Here is a 17,776-nt window from a genome sequence, read left to right as displayed (position 1 = left end):
AGAAATGCTTCGGATTTTTTGCGATCCAGAGATCAGAGGTTGCGCGTCTGCGAGCCCGTCAAAGATCGCCTTTGTTACGGGCATCCTTGCCCATCACCAGCGGCATCAAAACCGACAGGAAGAGCAGCCGCAAGACGTGATGAGAGCCGACATAGGCCGTGTCTGCATGCATCATCACCGCCATTGCCGCCATGGTTTCGAGGCCACCCGGGGAATAGGCAATCATCACTGCATTCAGCGGTACGCCTGTTATGTTGGAAATCATCCAGGCAATGACGCCAGCGATGAACATCACGGCGATCGTGACGACAAGGCCTGCGATGAACCCTTTGCGCACATCCATGAGTGACACATTGGAAAACCGCGTTCCGATAAGACAGCCGATGAGAACGTAGACCGGAAGGCTCAACCAGTTTGGAACACCACCCTCTGTAAAGCCGGTGATGTGCGAACTGATGGAAACGGCAACACCGCCAAGAAGCAAGGCCGCTGGAAACCGCAAGCGCAGGAAGAGCAGACCCATCGCCAGAGAGGCGATAATCGTCAACACCAATGTCACAAGGCCCATCGGTGGGTTGATGATTGGCGGTTCGGTGCTGACGAGGTTGAAATATTCGACAATCAGCGGCACCGACAACGTCAGCGCCAATACCCGCACGCTCTGTACGATGCTGACGGTAGCGAGATCGCTCTTGGTGTCGGCGCTGAGACTGATGATGTAACTGAGATGACCTGGGGAGGCGCCAAGCATTGCCGTGGTCCGGTCATAACCGAAGCCGTAATGCAAAATCCAGTAGGCGACGTAGAGCATGATGACGACGGCGACGAGTACCACCACAAAGCTGATGGGCCAGGTCTTTGCCGCGTCAATCACGGAAGGCGTAACGCTGGTTCCCATCGAGATGCCAACGACGACAAAACAGGCGTTGCGGATATAGGAGGGGATGCCGAGCTTCAAACCCGAAAGCCCCGACAGGGTCACGGCAACTGCCGGCCCTGACAGAAACGGTGCCGGTATGCCGAGCAGACTGGCAATAAATGCTCCAATGCTACCGATGATGGCCGTCAGCAAAAATGTATGGAATTCCGGCTTGATTATCATTGCAACGCGAATGGAAATTGCTTGGGAAGCTCAATCCCACATGCGCCGTTTCGGCTTGAGACGTCAACACGTCGCGGGAAAAATAATGGACCTGGAGAGGCAGTCACATAAAGAAACCCGCAACGTGGCGTTGCGGGTTCCAAGTAAGATCGTATCTTGAACTTGACGAATTAGGCTGCGGGAAGAGAAGCCGTGCGCGGCATTTCCGTGTCGAGGCCGAGCAGGAAGTTGATCTGCGGACGGGCCTTGACGAGATCGTCGATGGAATATTCGGTCAGGACGTCGAAGAAGGCGTTGAGTGCCTTGCGCAGCGCCGAGTTCAAGCCGCAGCTGTCAACAAGTGGACACTCGACGGCGCCATCCTCGAAGCATTCCGCCATGGCGAAGCTGTCTTCTGTCACTTTGACAACGTCAAACAGGCTGATCTTGTCGGCAGGCTTGCCCAGTCTCACGCCACCATTACGGCCACGGACGGTCTCAACCAGCCCAGCCTTGTTCAGCGGCTGAAGAATTTTGAAAAGGAACAGCTCCGACACGCCATAGGCTCTGGCGATTTCCGGAATGCGACTCAGATGGCCTTCGTTTGCGGCGCAATACATCAACATGCGAACGGCATAGTTGGTCTGTTTGGTCAAGCGCATGCTGGTCTCCTAACTCTCAATGTGGAGTTATATAGTCTCTTTTTCAGTTTAGAACAATTCCAGAAACTGAAAAAATCTCATCTGTTCGGGATTTCGCGAACTGAATTGTTGACGGTTCCGCAGATTCATGAACAGAAAACTCAAGAATCGGACTTTAATGGAGACGAACTCAATGGCAAGCATGAAATCCCGTTTTCCCGGTGCCGTTTTTGTGAGTCTTGCTGCGTTATCGATGGCTACGACAGCTTTTGCCGAAGGGGAGGTCAATGTTTACTCCTATCGCCAGCCGGAATTGATTCAGCCACTCCTCGACGCGTTCACGAAGGAAACGGGCATAGAGACGAATGTCCTTTTTCTCGATAAGGGGCTCGTTGAACGGATACAGGCTGAAGGGGTCAACTCGCCCGCGGACGTGCTTTTGACGGTTGATATTGCCCGGCTGGTCGAGGCCAAAGAGGGTGGCGTGACGCAACCGGTGTTGAATGATCCGGTCATTGAAAAGGATATCCCGGCGAACCTGCGCGATCCGCAAGGAGAGTGGTTCGGGCTGACGACACGTGGTCGTGTCGTCTATGCCTCGAAAGAGCGTGTTGCGCAAAAAGACATTACCTATGAAGAGCTTGCCGACCCGAAGTGGAAAGGCAAAATCTGTATCCGCGACGGCCAGCACTCCTACAATATCGCCTTGTTTGCCTCGATGATTGCCCATCATGGCGTCGAGTACACGCGAACCTGGCTCACGGGCCTGAAGAATAATCTGGCTCGCAAACCGGACGGAACGGATCGCACCCAGGCCAAGTCGATCTTTGCTGGTGAGTGCGATATTGCACTGGGCAACACCTATTACGTCGGGCTGATGCTGACCAATGACCGGGAACCGGAAGAAAAGGAATGGGCAGGTTCAGTGCGCGTCATGTTCCCCAATGCTGGTGATCGCGGCACGCATGTCAACATTTCCGGAATGTCGATGACGAAATACGCGCCCAACAAAGACAATGCATTGAAGTTGATGGAGTTTCTCGCCTCGCGTGAAGCCCAGGAAATCTACGCGCAGCAAGTCTTCGAGTATCCTGTTCTGCCCGGTGCCGAGCCTTCCGATGTGGTGAAGGGTTTCGGACCCATCAACCCCGACAAGCTGTCGTTGACGGACATTGCCGCGCACCGCAAGGAGGCTTCCGAACTGGTGGATGAGGTGGGCTTCAACGAAGGGCCGGCGAACTGATGATTTCGCAAGCGCTTCCCGGTGTGGAGGCGGCGCTCGCGAAGATGATTCACTCGCCAGCCGGTTTGCTGTCCAGCGAGGCGTTGTAGTCGAGGATAGCCTTTCGCCTTTCCGGCGTTCCGGGATGGGTGGAGATGATGGTGGTGCCATCCTTGTCGCCCAGTTTTTCCTCAAGGATCGCGAAGAAGCGTTCGATGGCGGTGGCGTCCAGTCCTGCTGCACGCATCAGCTCCACTGAACGTCGGTCGGCCTGATGTTCTGCATCGCGTGAATGGGAAAGTGCCAGAAGACCACCGCCCTGCGTCAGAATATCCTCCATTGCAGATCCGACGTCGCCGGCGACCAGCATCACGAGACCTGCAACGCCGGCGGCCCGATACAGCTGACGAAGGCTATGTTCATATTCCACATGGCCTATTTCGTGGGCGAGGACGCCGGTGATCATTTGCGTGTCGTCGCCGGCCAGTTCAACCAGTTCGTCGGTGAGAACGATCGTGCCGTCCGGCAGCGCGAATGCGTTCGGGCCGATATAGCCGCCATCTCTGAAATTCAGCTTGTAGGTTTTAGGCGAACCTTCCGCATGCGTTGCGATCCGTGCGAATTCGGCCCTTATCCTGTCCTGCTTTTCCACCGGCAGTGCGCTTTCGGAAAAGACCGTCCTGTCTAGCGCTTCCAGTGTACTGGAAGACATGATCTGTGGGACAATGGGCGGGGTGACGGCAACTGCCACTTCCACCATGGCCGGCAGTGCAAGCTTGTAGGTTCCATAAGCGAGAAGCACTGCGCACAGAGTGATCCCCACCAGCCGCAGGCGGAATTGCTCCAGCCAGTTTACCAGCCCGGAACGCTTTGTGATGTAGCCCTGCAGCAGACGGTCTATCCCGTCGTTGTCGGAGGTTTCGAACAGCGATCCATCCGGGAAATGCAACTCGCGCGGGATTGCTCCAATCCGGTGGCTGATCTCCACCGAACCAATCTCCGCCTGTGTCCTTGTATGGCCATCTTTGCCGTCGAGGACGAGAAGAATAGTACCGCCAAGCTTCAGCCTGGCAGCACTCGAAACATTCGAGCGAGCGGCATGCCACTCGCCCGAAACGGTTTCTCCGGTATCAGAAACCAAACTCGAAGCCTTCCATATCCATATATTCGGCGCTGACGGCAGCGCCCGTCGCTTCGATCGAAGATAGAACCTCGCCCATGTTGCCATCAAAATGGATCCCCGTGTGCTCGACACTGTAACGTGCTTCACGAACCGCAGCCCAGGGACGCATCAGACCAAGGGTGATGACGCTGAGAACGAGGTTGGAGACAACGATCCAGAGATAACGGCCACGGTTTACATCGCTGAGGAGTCGGTGTTTTCCATCGAGAAGCATAGACGAGATCACGACGTTGCGTACGCCGGCCCGATAGACGATGCCAGCAAGGCCGTAGACCAGGAAAGCGCCGAACAGGCCGATGTACAGAGAGCCAAGCGCCATGGTGATGGCTGTAGTCTCGTCATCGGCGAGCGCGCTGTTGGCTGCAAAGATTGCCAAGCCCAGGAAGCTGAACACTGTGCCGCCGACAACAACCATGATGGCCGGAATGATCCAGACGCGATAGAGCGCGCCAATTTTCGGGTCGGCACTGAACGGCCGGTCGCCGTAGCGAAGGTTGCCGAAAACGTAGCGATTAACCCAACGGCTCGCCAGCGGTGCCAGAATGCCAAAAGAGATAAAGGCCACGAAGCCGCCGAGTACGACGGAAACGAACGCGCCGCCTGTCTTGCCGGCAAAATCGAAACGTACGTTGCGATAACTTGTTACACGCGCGTTGAAACGAATGCTGCGCATGACAAGCCATGGCAAGAAGGCCACGAAAAGAATGGCCGGGATGAAGGCGAGAACCGGCAGAAGCGTTGCAAAGATTTGCATGACGATGATGAACGCAAAAGCGATCAGTCGCCCTTTGAAGATCTGCCCGCCTGTTGCGTGGTAACCGAAGGCACGTCCGGCCAGTTCAGTGCTTCCATTGAAATAGCGTTTGCGACGGACCTTTGCCCAGGCCGAGTAGATGCCAATGGTTATGATCGTCAGCAGAATGTTGACGATCCAGATTCCGAAATACTCTCCGGCATTTCCCTTGAAGACTCCGCGCTCATAGGCGCGCGTATCCGTTGCTACGGCAATATCGCTCATGTGAGTCCCTCTTCACATGCCCCTCTCCAGGCACATCAAATCAAATAATCAAAGTGTTCCCGTCTCTCGGTGTCCCCACACCTCGAACGCGACAGCTATATCAAAACAGCTTTAAGTGGAATTATTTTTCGGAAAATGTGAGTTTTTTTGTCTTGTTTGCAGCAAAAAGCCCCGCCGTGAGGCAGGGCTTCAGCGTAGATAACAATTGCAGTTGTGCTTATTTCATCGTCGGCATGACAAATTCCGCACCCGACTTGATGCCGGAAGGCCAACGCGAGGTGATCGTCTTGGTTTTTGTCCAGAACTTGATCGAATCGGTACCGTGCTGGTTGAGGTCACCGAAGCTTGAAGCCTTCCAGCCGCCGAAGGAGTGATATGCCAGCGGAACCGGGATCGGCACGTTGATGCCGATCATGCCGATATTGACACGGCTTGCGAAGTCGCGGGCCGCATCGCCGTCACGGGTGAAGATGGCGACACCGTTGCCATATTCGTGCTTCATCGGCAGTTCGAGTGCATCTTCGTAGTTCTTGGCACGAACGACGGAGAGAACCGGTCCGAAGATTTCCGTCTTGTAGATGTCCATGTCGGGTGTGACGTGGTCGAAGAGGCAGCCACCGACGAAGTAACCGTCTTCATAACCCTGCAGCTTGAAGTCGCGACCATCGACCAGCAGTTTTGCACCCTGTTCCACACCGCTGTCGATAAGACCCTTGACGCGGGTCTGGGCTTCTTTGGTTACCAGCGGACCCATGTCGGCCTTGTCGTCGGTATAGGGACCGATCTTCAACGCCTCGATCTGCGGAATAAGCTTCTCGACGAGGCGATTTGCAGTTTCCTCGCCGACAGGAACGGCGACGGAAACGGCCATGCAACGCTCGCCCGCGGAGCCGTAACCAGCGCCCATCAGCGCGTTGACGGCCTGATCAAGATCCGCGTCCGGCATGATGATCATGTGGTTCTTGGCACCACCGAAGCACTGAGCGCGCTTGCCATTCATCGCAGCCGTGCCGTAGACGTAACGGGCAATCGGCGTCGAACCGACAAAGGAGACGGCGCCGATATCCGGGTCCGTCAGGATCGCATCGACGGCACCCTTATCGCCGTTGACGACATTGAGGATGCCAGCCGGAAGACCTGCTTCAATCATCAGTTCGGCAAGTCGGATGGGCAGCGATGGATCGCGTTCGGATGGCTTGAGGATGAAGGCGTTTCCGCAGGCGATAGCAGGCGCAAACATCCACATCGGGATCATGCCGGGGAAGTTGAATGGCGTGATGCCGGCACCGATACCGACAGGCTGGCGGATCGAATACATGTCGATTGCCGGACCAGCACCCTCGGTGAATTCCCCCTTTTGCAGATGCGGAATGCCGCAGACGAATTCGCAAACCTCAAGGCCGCGAACGATGTCGCCCTTGGAATCTTCCACCGTCTTGCCGTGTTCGCTCGACAGAAGAACGGCCAGTTCGTCCATGTTCTGGTTCAGGAGTTCGACGAACTTGAAGAACACGCGGGCACGGCGCTGCGGATTGGTCGCGGCCCACTTCGGCTGCGCCTTCTTGGCGCTTTCGACCGCGGCACGCAGTTCGGCATCGCTGGCAAGAGCGACAGTCGCCTGCACTTCGCCGGTTGCCGGGTTGTAAACGTTCGACGTGCGGCCGCTGGTGCCGGGCACGTGCTTGCCGTCGATGAAATGACCGATTTCCTTCATGGGGCTTTCCTCCGGAATTTTGTGGTGGCGGAACCATTGCACTTCAATTTGTACAAATCAATGAACTCAGATAAGAAACCGTTGTGCGTAAATTAAAGCACGGCGATGTCGACCGAACGTCGGTCATGGCGGTCAGGAGGGTCAGGACCGATGCAGGATGAACCAGTGGTGCGAATGGCCGAGATCGAAATCGATCCATTGCATATCGACGCCTATCGCAGCTTGCTTGCCGAAGAAATCGAGGCTTCAGTCAGCCGGGAGGATGGCGTGCTGGCATTGAACGCTGTCGCCCTCAAAGGCAGTCCAGGAAAAATCCGTATCCTTGAGGTCTATGCGAGCCAGGCAGCATACGAGGCCCACCTAAGGACGCCGCATTTCCTGAAATACAAGGATGCGGTAGCAGGCATGGTTACCTCTCTGACCCTAGTCGAGGTTGACCCCGTCATCATGCGAAGCAAGCCATGAACTGGGATGATGTCCGTATATTTCTTGCTGTTGCCCGGACAGGACAGATCCTTGCCGCATCGAAACGGCTGGGGCTCAACCATGCAACCTTGTCCCGGCGATTGACCTCACTGGAAGAGGCGCTGAAAACCCGGCTTTTTATTCGCCGGACGAACGGCTGCGAGTTGACGGAGGAGGGGCAGCGTTTTCTTGGCTCTGCAGAGCGCATGGAAACCGAAATGCTCAATGCGCAAGCAAGCCTTGGCCGTGTTGATACCGCCGTGGCGGGAACCGTGCGCATTGGTGCACCGGATGGTCTGGGCGTTTCTTTTCTTGCGCCAAGGCTCGGTCGGCTGACAGCGCGTTATCCCGATCTCAAGATCCAGCTTGTGCCGGTGCCGCGCTCCTTTTCCCTTTCGCAGCGAGAAGCGGACATTGCCATCACGATTGAACGGCCGGATCAGGGCAGATTGGTGCAGTCGAAACTGACCGATTATTCGCTCGGGCTTTATGCCTCGAAGGTCTATCTCGAAGAATACGGTACTCCTCAAGATGTCGAAGCCCTCAAGCAGCATCGCCGCATCGGCTACGTGGAAGATCTGATCTTTTCGCCGTCGTTGAACTATACCGGCGAAATCATGCGGGACTGGGATGCGACGTTCGAAATCTCCAGCGCTATCGGCCAGACAGAGGCTGTGCGTTCGGGAGCGGGGATCGGTATCCTGCACAACTATATCGCCGGGCAATATCCAGAGTTGATACGGATATTGCCCGAGATCGGCATCAGTCGTGCCTATTGGACCGCGTATCACGAATCTGCGCGCCAACTTGTTCGGGTACGGACAGTGGTTGATTTTCTCCAGGAGTTGGTTGCTGCAGAACGACGGATTTTTGCCTGAAATCCACACGGAACAGATTCGGCGAGCCTAATTGTATGATTATTGCCGGAAGGCGCTCGCACCGGACTTGACAGTGGCCGTCGCCTGAACGACCAATGCTGCCATTGGGAGACATCAGGAACTGAAATGCCGAATATACTTCGAAAGCTCTCGCCGACTGGTCTCGGCGTGGCCGTCATGCTGCTTGGAATGCTGCTTTTCGCGTTGAATGATGCGATGGGGAAGTGGTTGGTCGCGACCTATAGTCTGGGGCAAGTGGTGCTCATCAGAAGCGCTGCGGCACTCGTCATCTTGGTTCCGATCCTTTGGCGGGGCGGCCTCGCCAGTGTGGTAAAAGTCGAGCGCCCCTCTCTTCAGGCTGCTCGTGTCTTCTTTTCAACCGCTGAGCTTTTCTGTTTCTATTTTGCCGTCAAGGCTTTGCCACTTGCCGACGTCATGACCTATTGGCTCGCAGCGCCGATCTATGTCGCGGCTCTGTCGCCGTTTCTGTTGGGCGAAAAGGTCGGCTGGCGCCGCTGGACCGCGATTGCTATCGGTTTTGTCGGTGTCGTGATTGCGTTGAAACCAAGTTCGGCAAGCCTGACCTCGGCGGCTCTTTTTTCAATTCTGGGCAGTGCGGCATTCGCGTTCATGATGTTATCAGGCCGCCAGCTTCGCAATACGCCCGATACAGTTCTGGCATTCTGGCAGATCGTCGGCGCAGCCGTTGCCGCAGTGGTGGCCGTCGCCGCCGCTCCGTCCGGATGGGCGCCCATTCAGTCTGCTTTCGATCTTTCCCTGCTTTGCATGCTGGGCGTTGTGGCCATGACTGCCCACGTGCTCGTCAACCGCGCCTTGAAGCTCGCCGATGCGGCCACGGTCGCGCCGCTGCAATATACCCTGTTGCTGTGGGCGGTCATCTTCGGCTGGATGTTCTTCGGTGATGTGCCGCAGGCAAGCATCGTTGCCGGTGCCGGATTGATCGTTTTGTCTGGACTCTATATTTTCTTTCGCGAAAATACGCTCAAGCGCCGCCGTCAGGCCGAAGATCGTATCGCGGCGGAATAGATTGTCTATGCCCGTTGTGGTGTCCCCGGTTGGAACTTTACGCTGGGAACATCACAGGGGCTTGACGAAAGCGTGATCTTCGAAGAGTAGAAAGAGGTCCTGCGACGAGACGTCGCGAAAGGACAGAGGAAACAAAGGTGCCGGGCCCCTCTGGCGAGAGTTTTACGGCGCTCTCGTGATGTCGGTACCGCCTGCAAAATTGGCCGGCGGATTAAAAATTATGAATAACCTGAATGTGCTTCGCGCGCGTGCTTTCTGCGTGCGGCACGACGCTCCGCGTCGTTCCGCTATCGTTTCCCTTTCCGGAGGTGACCGCACATGAGCGCCGCCCAGAAAACCACGCTGTCCTACTTCAAGTGGGCATTTATCGTCACCGTCGTCGGTCTGATCCTTGGCGGGTATCTCGGTTGGGAGATGACCGGGACGATCGGTGGAACAGCCACGATCTTCTTCATCTGCGCGGTTCTCGCCGTGCTGGAAATCTCGCTGTCCTTCGACAACGCTATTGTCAATGCCAACAAGCTCAAGGACATGACGCCCGAGTGGCAGCATCGCTTCCTGACCTGGGGTATTCTGATCGCCGTTTTCGGCATGCGTATCGTTTTCCCGCTGTTGATCGTCGTCATCGCGGCGAATGTCGGCCCCTGGACCGCACTGGTCATGGCTGCCACGCAGCCGGAACGCTATGCGGAAATCATGCATGATGCCCACCTGCCGATTGCGGCTTTCGGTGGCACGTTCTTGATGATGGTTGGCCTGAACTTCTTCTTCGACCATGAAAAGGACGTGCACTGGGTGCGCTGGATCGAGGAGAAGGCTGCGACCTATTCCTCCGTCAAGGGTATCGAAATTGCCTTCGTTCTGATCGTCATGCTGGTCTTTTCCCGCATTATCGGTGCGAGCGAAGATCCGGCACTTGGTCCCGTTGCAGCCAATACCTTCTTCCATTCCGCGATCTGGGGTCTCTTGACCTTCCTGCTCGTTGAAGTGGTTGGCGGCATTCTCGACCGTAGCCAGGAGATGTTGGAAGGTGCGGCAAAGGGCGGCTTCGGCGCGTTCCTTTACCTTGAAGTGCTGGACGCGAGCTTCTCCTTCGACGGCGTGATCGGCGCTTTCGCTTTGACGCAGAACCTGTTCATCATTGCGATCGGCCTTGGTATCGGTGCGATGTATGTTCGTTCGATGACGATCATGCTTGTCGAAAAAGGAACGCTGGCGGAATACCGTTATCTCGAGCACGGCGCGTTTTATGCGATCCTCATCCTCTCGGTCATCATGTATGTCCAGACGATGTTCCATATTCCGGAAGTCATCACGGGTCTCGGCGGTGCTGCCTTGATCGGGATCTCGCTTTGGTCGTCGATCCGCTACAATCGTCAGCAGAGTGCTGACGCAGTAGAGGCTGCACGCGGCGCGGAAATCTAAGCCTCATCGACAAAAGCCTTCCGCCTAAAGGGCGGAAGGCTCGTTGCCTAATTTTTCGCCTAAGCCTGTTTTTGCAGCAATGAAGATTTGGCGAAAACTATCAGTCTTCGAAAGCTCGAGGGCTGCAAGTCATTGACTCCCTTTATACTTGTGCGATGCAGAAAAACTGGCACATTTCCTGCTTCTATTGTCGCAAGTCCAGAGGGGACGTTAAAAAGCCCGAAAACGGGTCCATACACGCCGCGTTGCCATCGATCCAAAAGGGATTGCCGGTAACGCGGCGTTTGTGTTTCGTCGCATCACTGCTTGAGTTTTCCTTGCCGTTGTTTGAAAACGTGTTGAAGGACGACTGGAAGGGTTATCGACGTGCCCGTTGAACTATCGCCAAGCGCGGCTTTGGGCCTCTGGCACCGCGTATCCCTATTGCAGGTGAGGGCTGACGCGCCTGATCTCACCCTGCGGCAAACCGCCATCCTTCTGCAAATTTATCTCGTTCCGCCGCCCCATACCGTACGCGGTCTTGCCGCAATACTCGGGGTTACAAAACCCGTGATCACCCGTGCGCTGGACAGTCTCGGGACCTTGGGATTGGTGGATCGTGAGCGAGACGATCAGGACAGACGCAACGTTATCATAAAACGAACGGTTGCCGGTGCACTCTATCTGGAAAAGTTCGGCGATCTGGTTATTGATCAGGCGCGAGAGATTTGAAACCCTGGACGTGAAACGATGATACTCGACCGCCGCCTGAATGTGTTCCGCTCCGATCTGGCTGATGAAAAGCTGAAGGGTGCTGTTGAAGCGACCCGTTTTGTAAACGGCACGCCGGCCCAGGTCAGCATCCCTGTCGCTGCGCTCAGACCATCGCCAGATCTTGCAAGCGGCATCGACACGGAACTGTTGTTCGGTGAAACGGTCAGGGTTTTCGACAGGGCGAATGGTTGGGCCTGGGTCCAGGCGGATGCGGATGGCTACACCGGATACCTCCCCGAAACGGCGATCGACAGCGTGGTTGCCGCAACCCACAGCGTGATTGCGCCGCGGACTTTCCTTTATCCTTCGGCAGAACTGCGCAAATTTCCAGTCGCTGCCCTGTCCATGGGAAGCCTGGTTCGGATTGTCGGCGAGGCGGAAACCCGTGGCACCCGTTACCTGATGACGGAAAAGGGTGAAGGGATTATCGCCGCCCATTGCCAGCAAATCGACGCGGTTCAGGAAGACGACTATGTTGCGGTCGCATTGCGCTTCATCGAAACGCCCTACCTCTGGGGTGGGCGCTCGGGCTTCGGCATCGATTGTTCCGGACTTGTCCAGCTTTCCCTGGCCATGACCGGCCGCCGGGTTTTGCGCGACACCGACATGCAGGTCAAATCGCTTGGTGTGGAAATCGAACGCGATGAACTACGGCGCGGGGACTTTGTTTTCTGGAAGGGGCATGTTGGCCTCATGGAAAACGAGGAAACGCTTTTGCATGCCAACGGCCATACGATGAATGTTGCGCGTGAAAACCTCGACGCCGCGATCGAGCGTATTGGCTGGTTGTATGAAAAGCCGACGGCATTTCGTCGTCTTGGAGCCTGATCGCGACTTTCACGAAATTGTGCCTGCGGACACCTTTGTGCGAATGCCCCGGACGACTTACATCCTTTAGTGTGACGAGACGGGAATGGCGTTTATGAAGGCAAAGATCAAAACACGGCTGATGGTAATGGCGGTCGCGACACTCGTGTCCGCCACTGGGCAGGCGCAGACCGTTTTCCAGAACGGTTTCCAGCCGGCACCCGATGCTTATGTAAATTTGCCTGGCGTCAAAGACCCGAAGACGTTGCAGCCGAAGGTTCGATATCGGTGTCACTCGGAAATGGGTGTGACCTCTTACCCGCGCGGTGCCCATCGCGACGTCTTCGGCAGCAGGGGACTTGCCGTCCAGGGGTATCGCTGCACAGATGAAAACGGCATTTCCACCTTTGGCGGCCGCAATCCCACCTCCCAGGACTGGTATCCCGGCATAAATCCGCCTGATCCGACCTTCTGAGGTCGTTTCCCGGCCACCTTTCCATCCCGCCCGGTCTGGACTTGTCGTCGTCTTTTCAGATAAGTCTTTGGTGTGACAGGTTGATACTGCCGGAATGCGCAGTGACATCGGCCGTGCCGATGGGGGAATGCGAGCCATGACGAAAACCGATATAGCGACCCGCGTTTACAATCACACATGGAAGCTCGATCCGATTATCCGTAGCCTGATCGATACGGATTTCTACAAGCTTCTAATGTTGCAGATGATCTGGAAGCTTTATCCGGAAGTCGACGCGACATTCTCCGTCATCAATCGCACCAAGACGGTTCGTCTGGCCGACGAGATCGATGAAATGGAACTGCGCGAGCAGCTCGATCATGCGCGCACGCTGCGCCTGTCGAAAAAGGAAAACATCTGGCTCGCCGGTAACACGTTTTACGGGCGCTCGCAGATATTCGAGCCCGAGTTCCTGTCCTGGCTTTCCAGTTACCAGCTACCGGAATACGAACTTTTCAAGCGTGATGGTCAGTACGAACTAAATTTCCATGGTCGCTGGATGGACACCACGCTCTGGGAAATCCCGGCGCTTGCGATCATAAACGAGTTGCGTTCGCGCAGTGCCATGCGCTCCCTCGGCTACTTCACGCTGGATGTGCTTTATGCGCGCGCGAAAGCGAAGATGTGGGAAAAGGTCGAGCGTCTGCGCGAGTTGCCGGGCCTGCGTATTTCCGATTTCGGCACGCGCCGTCGCCACAGCTTCATGTGGCAGCGCTGGTGCGTGGAAGCACTCAAGGAAGGCATCGGTCCTGCTTTCACAGGCACGAGCAACGTCCTGCTGGCCATGGACTCCGACCTGGAAGCTGTGGGCACCAACGCACATGAATTGCCTATGGTGGTGGCAGCCCTGGCCAGAACCGACGAGGAGTTGGCAACGGCACCCTATCAGGTTTTGAAGGACTGGAACCGGCTTTATGGTGGCAACCTTCTGATTGTCCTGCCCGATGCTTTCGGCACCGCTGCCTTCCTGCGTAGCGCGCCCGAATGGGTGGCCGATTGGACGGGTTTCCGCCCTGACAGCGCACCGCCGATTGAAGGTGGTGAAAAGATCATCGAGTGGTGGAAAAAGATGGGGCGCGATCCCCGCAAGAAGATGCTTATCTTCTCCGATGGTCTCGATGTCGATGCGATCATCGATACCTACAGGCATTTTGAAGGTCGTGTCAGGATGAGTTTCGGTTGGGGCACCAACCTGACCAACGACTTCGCCGGCTGCGCGCCGAAGACCATTGCCAGCCTGAAGCCGATCTCGATCGTCTGCAAGGTGAGCGATGCCAATGGCCGACCAGCAGTAAAACTCTCCGACAATCCGCAAAAGGCAACCGGCGACCCCGCCGAGGTTCAGCGTTACCTGAAGTTCTTCGGCCAGGAAGATCTCAAGGAACAGAAGGTTTTGGTCTAGGACATCGCGACTGGATCAAACAGAAAGAAAAGCGGAGGAAGGCAAAGCCATCCTCCGCTTTCTTGTCTCATGCGTGAGTTACTTCGCGAAGTGATGCGAGATGTAGTGGAACAGGGCGCGGATGCCCTGGGCCTCTCCGCCGATTGACGAATGGTGCCGTTCGCTCGGCGACCAGCCGTAAATATCGAAATGAGCCCACTTTTTGGTGTTCGTGACGAAGCGCTTCAGGAACAGGGCAGCGGTGATCGATCCTGCCATACCACCCGATGGCGCGTTGGTGATATCGGCTGCGCGCGAGCGAATATCCTTGTCGTAGCCCATGTAGAGCGGCATGCGCCACAACGGATCATCGGTGTCGATGCTGGCTTCGGAGATGTTGTGCGCGAGGTCTTCATCATCGGTGAAGAAGGGTGGCAGATCAGGACCGAGCGCGACACGGGCAGCACCCGTTAGTGTCGCCATGTCGATCATCAGGTCGGGAGCGTCTTCATCGGCATAGGCCAGGGCGTCCGCCAGAATCAGGCGACCTTCCGCATCCGTATTGTCGATCTGGACTGTCAGACCCTTGCGGCTTTTGTAAATGTCGCCGGGACGGAATGCATTCGATGCAATCGAGTTTTCAACCGCTGGCACGATCACGCGCAGGTCTACAGGCAGATTGGCATCCATGATCATCAGGGCAAGGCCCAGCACATTGGCTGCTCCGCCCATATCCTTCTTCATGAGTGCCATGGAGGCGGCGGACTTGATATCGAGACCGCCGGTATCGAAGCATACGCCCTTGCCGACGAGCGTCAGGCGAGGATTGCCCTTCTTGCCCCAGTTCATTTCCAGCAGGCGCGGTGCACTTTCGCTCGCACGGCCAACCGCATGGACGAGAGGGAAGTTCTGTTTCAGCAGATCTTCGCCGGAAACGGTCTTGACCTTGGCTTTGTAATGCGCGGCAAGCGCACGGAATGCAATCTCGAGTTGATCCGGCCCCATATCATTGGCCGGCACGTTGATGAGGTCACGGGCGAGGAAGACGCCAGCGAGAACACGCCCGATTTCACCGTCTTCCGCATCCTGCGGTACGAGCAGTTTCGCGCCGTTGGATTTGACCGTTTTGTATTTGTCGAAACGGTAGCTGCCGAGGCCGAAGCCCAGCGCCAGCCGGTTGGCCGTCAATGGGGCTGTCTCTATATGCCAGTCGCCTTCGGGTAACTCACGCGCCAGCTTCCCCGTGATGAAAGGGATCTCGGAAGGGTTGCTGCCAAGGCCGAGCAGAACACCACCCAGAGAACCATCGGCGGAGGGGATCAGCAGCACGGCTCCAGCTTCGGCCTTGAATCCGGCTTTTTTTGCCCAGTCGAGGGCAACCGGGTCGATCGCACCCTGTTCGATATGGGCGGGCGTGACGGCAAAAACGGGCAGGGTGTTGCCGGACTGGGAGCTGAACGGGGTGGTGCGTTCGATGAATTGATAGGGCGCCATGGTCTGCTTTCGTTGTTGCATCGGCTCAAAAATCGAAAACTGTTTTCGACGGAACGATGCGCAGTTTCAAGGTGTTGGAACGGCCTTTTCCATCTTGTCGGATTGACGGCTCTCCAACGTCGTGAATCGGGGCAATTAACACTCTGTTAGGGTTAACAGATTATTGCTTTAGCGAAGGTTGCGTCATGTGAGTCTGTCGTGTGTCGGGCGCAAGATCGATATAACTCATGTGCGGGGGCAATGTCATGGTTGCTTTTTCTTCAGGTTCTCAAAACCGGAAGAGGTTGCTGAGCGGCGTCTATATGGCGGCGCTGGTTCTGGCTGTTTCAGGGTGCGCAAGCACGAACAAGCCGGATCGCATGTCCACCGGCTCGATCCCGACGGCCACACGCTCCTACGACCAGATGAACATGGATCAGCTTCGTCAGGCCGAAAGCAGCGCCGGCAAAGCCTACGAGCGCAGTCCCAAGGACAAAGCCATCGGCATGAACTATGCCAACCTGCTGATGATGACCGGCAAGAACACGCAGGCTTTGGCAGTCATGCAACAGATTGCTATTGCTCATCCGGCCGACCGTGACGTGCTCGCTGCCTTTGGCAAGGCTCAGGCGTCCGCAGGACAGCTCGAGCAGGCGCTCTCCACCATTCAGCGGGCACAGACGCCTGATCGTCCTGACTGGCGGCTCTACTCCGCCGAGGGCGCCGTTCTGGATCAGCTTGGGCGGTCAAATGAAGCGCGCACAAAATATCGTCAGGCACTGGATCTGAAACCGAACGATCCGAGCGTTCTTTCGAACCTTGGCATGTCCTACGTCCTGTCGAGCGATCCTCGCACGGCAGAAACCTACCTGCAGTCGGCGATCAGCCAGCCGGGCGCCGACAGTCGCGTTCGTCAGAACCTTGCCCTCGTCGTTGGTTTGCAGGGGCGTTTTGCCGATGCCGAACGCATTGCGGTTCAGGAACTTTCGGCGCAGCAGGCACAGGCTAACCTGAGCTATCTCCGTGCCATGCTCTCGCAGCAGAATTCCTGGCAACAACTTGCCAAGAAGGACGGCAAGCCAACTGGCTGAACCAGCTTGCGACGTTAAAGCCTGTGAAATGCTGTGCGCCCTCCGTCGACGGGGGCGCTCTGTCGTTCACGGATGGGTGCGACGACCCGATCAGAATGTATCGGCGACGCGGATGCCTGCCGGGCCGAGAATGACGGCAACGAGAACTGGCAGGAAAAATATGATCATCGGAACCGTCAGCTTTGGCGGTAGTGCGGCGGCCTTCTTCTCCGCCTCATTCATGCGCTCGTCACGGCCTTCCTGCGCCAGAACGCGCAATGCCTGCGCCAGCGGTGTGCCGTATCGCTCCGCCTGAATAAGTGCCTGGACAACACTCTTGACCGCGTCAAGCTGTGTGCGCATGCCAAAGTTTTCCAGCGCGACGCGTCTGTCCTGAAGAAACGAGAGTTCTGCCGTTGTCAGCATCATCTCTTCCGCCAATTCAGGCGATTGCTCGCCCATTTCCTCCGCGACGCGACGCATCGCAGCCTCCATCGATACACCGGATTCGATGCAGATCAGCATGAGGTCCAGTGCGTCTGGCCATGCGCGCTTGATGGAGAGCTGACGTTTGGTGACGCGGTTGGAGATGTAGATGTTTGGGGCATAAAAACCGATATAGCCGAACAGAAGAACAGCCATCAGCCGCACGATAAAGGACTGCTCGGCAAGATTTCCGAGCACGAAGACCCAGGTGAACGCAAGTGCCAGAAAAATGAAGGGAAGGATGAAGCGTGCAGCAAGAAACATGTTGAACGCATTCTGCGAACGCAGACCGGCTGCGCGCAGCTTGGTCATGGTGTTCTTGTCGGCAAGAGCTTCGCGAAGATTGAAGCGCTCCACAATGCGATGCGCTGATTTGTTGTTGGCGCTTCGCAATGAAGCCTTGCTCTCTCTGCCGGATGTCGCCATCCGCTCGCGTTCACGGCTGCGGATGAGATCACGCTCCGAAGACACGGCCTTCATCCGCTTGTTGAGGTCCTTCCTTTCGAGGAAGGGCATGATGAGCGTATAGAAGGTCGCGAAGACAGCAACGGTCACGAGGATCGCGATCAGCGTTTGCGGGTCGGTGAGGCTGGACATAAGGCTTCCGGTCATCGCGCT

The 17,776-nt window shown here is 56.5% G+C and carries 17 protein-coding genes; 10 read left to right on the top strand and 7 right to left on the bottom strand.

Annotation, left to right across the window (positions count from 1 at the left end):
- Positions 1–58 precede the first annotated feature (58 nt).
- On the bottom strand, positions 59–1,102 hold the full coding sequence (locus tag ACIQT8_RS15830) for an AbrB family transcriptional regulator (RefSeq protein ID WP_400966920.1): 1,044 nt from the start codon (positions 1,100–1,102) through the stop codon (positions 59–61).
- A 170-nt stretch (positions 1,103–1,272) separates the two neighbouring features.
- Entirely contained in the window at positions 1,273–1,743 is a 471-nt protein-coding gene (rirA, locus tag ACIQT8_RS15825; protein WP_138794251.1) for an iron-responsive transcriptional regulator RirA, read from the bottom strand.
- A 172-nt stretch (positions 1,744–1,915) separates the two neighbouring features.
- Between rirA and ACIQT8_RS15820 the strand changes: the two genes are divergently transcribed.
- A complete protein-coding gene (locus ACIQT8_RS15820) occupies positions 1,916–2,965 on the top strand; it encodes a Fe(3+) ABC transporter substrate-binding protein (protein WP_400966917.1) in 1,050 nt (349 codons plus the stop codon).
- A 49-nt stretch (positions 2,966–3,014) separates the two neighbouring features.
- Here ACIQT8_RS15820 and ACIQT8_RS15815 read toward each other — a convergent pair whose 3' ends face one another.
- From ACIQT8_RS15815 to ACIQT8_RS15805, 3 genes are all read right to left on the bottom strand, one after another.
- Positions 3,015–4,085 (bottom strand): M48 family metallopeptidase, encoded by a 1,071-nt coding sequence (locus ACIQT8_RS15815; protein WP_400966914.1) that lies wholly within the window; start codon positions 4,083–4,085, stop codon positions 3,015–3,017.
- Positions 4,075–5,145, bottom strand: coding sequence for a YjgN family protein (locus ACIQT8_RS15810; RefSeq protein WP_400966911.1), 1,071 nt, complete (start codon positions 5,143–5,145; stop codon positions 4,075–4,077). The genes ACIQT8_RS15815 and ACIQT8_RS15810 overlap by 11 nt, the downstream gene beginning before the upstream one ends.
- 217 nt (positions 5,146–5,362) lie before the next feature.
- Positions 5,363–6,859 carry a CoA-acylating methylmalonate-semialdehyde dehydrogenase gene (locus tag ACIQT8_RS15805; protein WP_262523826.1) on the bottom strand — a complete coding sequence of 499 codons (1,497 nt, stop codon included), beginning with the start codon at positions 6,857–6,859 and terminating at the stop codon, positions 5,363–5,365.
- Positions 6,860–7,009: 150 nt separating this feature from the next.
- Between ACIQT8_RS15805 and ACIQT8_RS15800 the strand changes: the two genes are divergently transcribed.
- From ACIQT8_RS15800 to pncB, 8 genes are all read left to right on the top strand, one after another.
- The gene (locus tag ACIQT8_RS15800) at positions 7,010–7,324 is read left to right on the top strand and encodes a putative quinol monooxygenase (protein ID WP_400966908.1); all 315 of its coding nucleotides are present in this window, start codon (positions 7,010–7,012) and stop codon (positions 7,322–7,324) included.
- Entirely contained in the window at positions 7,321–8,202 is an 882-nt protein-coding gene (locus ACIQT8_RS15795; protein WP_400966905.1) for a LysR family transcriptional regulator, read from the top strand. Before ACIQT8_RS15800 ends, ACIQT8_RS15795 begins: the two co-directional genes overlap by 4 nt.
- Positions 8,203–8,328: 126 nt before the next feature.
- On the top strand, positions 8,329–9,249 hold the full coding sequence (locus tag ACIQT8_RS15790) for a DMT family transporter (RefSeq protein ID WP_138794258.1): 921 nt from the start codon (positions 8,329–8,331) through the stop codon (positions 9,247–9,249).
- A 318-nt stretch (positions 9,250–9,567) separates the two neighbouring features.
- Positions 9,568–10,674, top strand: coding sequence for a DUF475 domain-containing protein (locus ACIQT8_RS15785; protein WP_138794259.1), 1,107 nt, complete (start codon positions 9,568–9,570; stop codon positions 10,672–10,674).
- Between the two features lie 366 nt (positions 10,675–11,040).
- Positions 11,041–11,385 (top strand): helix-turn-helix domain-containing protein, encoded by a 345-nt coding sequence (locus ACIQT8_RS15780; RefSeq protein WP_262523833.1) that lies wholly within the window; start codon positions 11,041–11,043, stop codon positions 11,383–11,385.
- Positions 11,386–11,403: 18 nt separating this feature from the next.
- Positions 11,404–12,255 (top strand): C40 family peptidase, encoded by an 852-nt coding sequence (locus ACIQT8_RS15775; protein WP_400966901.1) that lies wholly within the window; start codon positions 11,404–11,406, stop codon positions 12,253–12,255.
- A gap of 94 nt (positions 12,256–12,349) precedes the next feature.
- Positions 12,350–12,709: a hypothetical protein gene (locus ACIQT8_RS15770; protein WP_400967186.1), complete on the top strand. Its 360-nt coding sequence runs from the start codon at positions 12,350–12,352 to the stop codon at positions 12,707–12,709.
- 136 nt (positions 12,710–12,845) lie between these two features.
- Positions 12,846–14,150 carry a nicotinate phosphoribosyltransferase gene (pncB, locus tag ACIQT8_RS15765; RefSeq protein ID WP_262523836.1) on the top strand — a complete coding sequence of 435 codons (1,305 nt, stop codon included), beginning with the start codon at positions 12,846–12,848 and terminating at the stop codon, positions 14,148–14,150.
- A gap of 78 nt (positions 14,151–14,228) precedes the next feature.
- Here the strand turns inward: pncB and ACIQT8_RS15760 are convergent, their stop codons facing one another.
- A complete protein-coding gene (locus tag ACIQT8_RS15760) occupies positions 14,229–15,623 on the bottom strand; it encodes a M17 family metallopeptidase (RefSeq protein ID WP_138794263.1) in 1,395 nt (464 codons plus the stop codon).
- A gap of 359 nt (positions 15,624–15,982) precedes the next feature.
- Here ACIQT8_RS15760 and ACIQT8_RS15755 point away from each other — a divergent pair, with 359 nt between their 5' ends.
- Positions 15,983–16,693, top strand: coding sequence for a tetratricopeptide repeat protein (locus ACIQT8_RS15755; RefSeq protein ID WP_178340738.1), 711 nt, complete (start codon positions 15,983–15,985; stop codon positions 16,691–16,693).
- A 90-nt stretch (positions 16,694–16,783) separates the two neighbouring features.
- On the opposite strand, the gene ACIQT8_RS15750 is transcribed toward ACIQT8_RS15755, so the two are convergent.
- Complete coding sequence (locus ACIQT8_RS15750; RefSeq protein ID WP_138794264.1) at positions 16,784–17,770, bottom strand: type II secretion system F family protein; 987 nt, start codon at positions 17,768–17,770, stop codon at positions 16,784–16,786.
- Positions 17,771–17,776: the final 6 nt, after the last annotated feature.

Origin of the sequence: Agrobacterium sp. NPDC090273 (assembly GCF_044772305.1) — a bacterium.
Classification (GTDB): Bacteria; Pseudomonadota; Alphaproteobacteria; order Rhizobiales; family Rhizobiaceae; genus Agrobacterium.
Note: the sequence above shows the minus strand (reverse complement) of the source record. Positions and strands in the feature narration are given on the sequence as shown.

Excerpts from the sequence above, each read along its gene's own strand:
- ACIQT8_RS15830 (WP_400966920.1), bottom strand. The coding sequence starts at position 1,102 with ATGATAATCAAGCCGGAATTCCATACATTTTTGCTGACGGCCATCATC.
- ACIQT8_RS15790 (WP_138794258.1), top strand. The coding sequence starts at position 8,329 with ATGCCGAATATACTTCGAAAGCTCTCGCCGACTGGTCTCGGCGTGGCC.
- rirA (WP_138794251.1), bottom strand. The coding sequence starts at position 1,743 with ATGCGCTTGACCAAACAGACCAACTATGCCGTTCGCATGTTGATGTAT.
- ACIQT8_RS15770 (WP_400967186.1), top strand. The coding sequence starts at position 12,350 with ATGAAGGCAAAGATCAAAACACGGCTGATGGTAATGGCGGTCGCGACA.
- ACIQT8_RS15820 (WP_400966917.1), top strand. The coding sequence starts at position 1,916 with ATGGCAAGCATGAAATCCCGTTTTCCCGGTGCCGTTTTTGTGAGTCTT.
- ACIQT8_RS15805 (WP_262523826.1), bottom strand. The coding sequence starts at position 6,859 with ATGAAGGAAATCGGTCATTTCATCGACGGCAAGCACGTGCCCGGCACC.
- ACIQT8_RS15775 (WP_400966901.1), top strand. The coding sequence starts at position 11,404 with ATGATACTCGACCGCCGCCTGAATGTGTTCCGCTCCGATCTGGCTGAT.
- ACIQT8_RS15785 (WP_138794259.1), top strand. The coding sequence starts at position 9,568 with ATGAGCGCCGCCCAGAAAACCACGCTGTCCTACTTCAAGTGGGCATTT.
- pncB (WP_262523836.1), top strand. The coding sequence starts at position 12,846 with ATGACGAAAACCGATATAGCGACCCGCGTTTACAATCACACATGGAAG.
- ACIQT8_RS15800 (WP_400966908.1), top strand. The coding sequence starts at position 7,010 with ATGCAGGATGAACCAGTGGTGCGAATGGCCGAGATCGAAATCGATCCA.
- ACIQT8_RS15810 (WP_400966911.1), bottom strand. The coding sequence starts at position 5,145 with ATGAGCGATATTGCCGTAGCAACGGATACGCGCGCCTATGAGCGCGGA.
- ACIQT8_RS15750 (WP_138794264.1), bottom strand. The coding sequence starts at position 17,770 with ATGACCGGAAGCCTTATGTCCAGCCTCACCGACCCGCAAACGCTGATC.
- ACIQT8_RS15755 (WP_178340738.1), top strand. The coding sequence starts at position 15,983 with ATGTCCACCGGCTCGATCCCGACGGCCACACGCTCCTACGACCAGATG.
- ACIQT8_RS15795 (WP_400966905.1), top strand. The coding sequence starts at position 7,321 with ATGAACTGGGATGATGTCCGTATATTTCTTGCTGTTGCCCGGACAGGA.
- ACIQT8_RS15760 (WP_138794263.1), bottom strand. The coding sequence starts at position 15,623 with ATGGCGCCCTATCAATTCATCGAACGCACCACCCCGTTCAGCTCCCAG.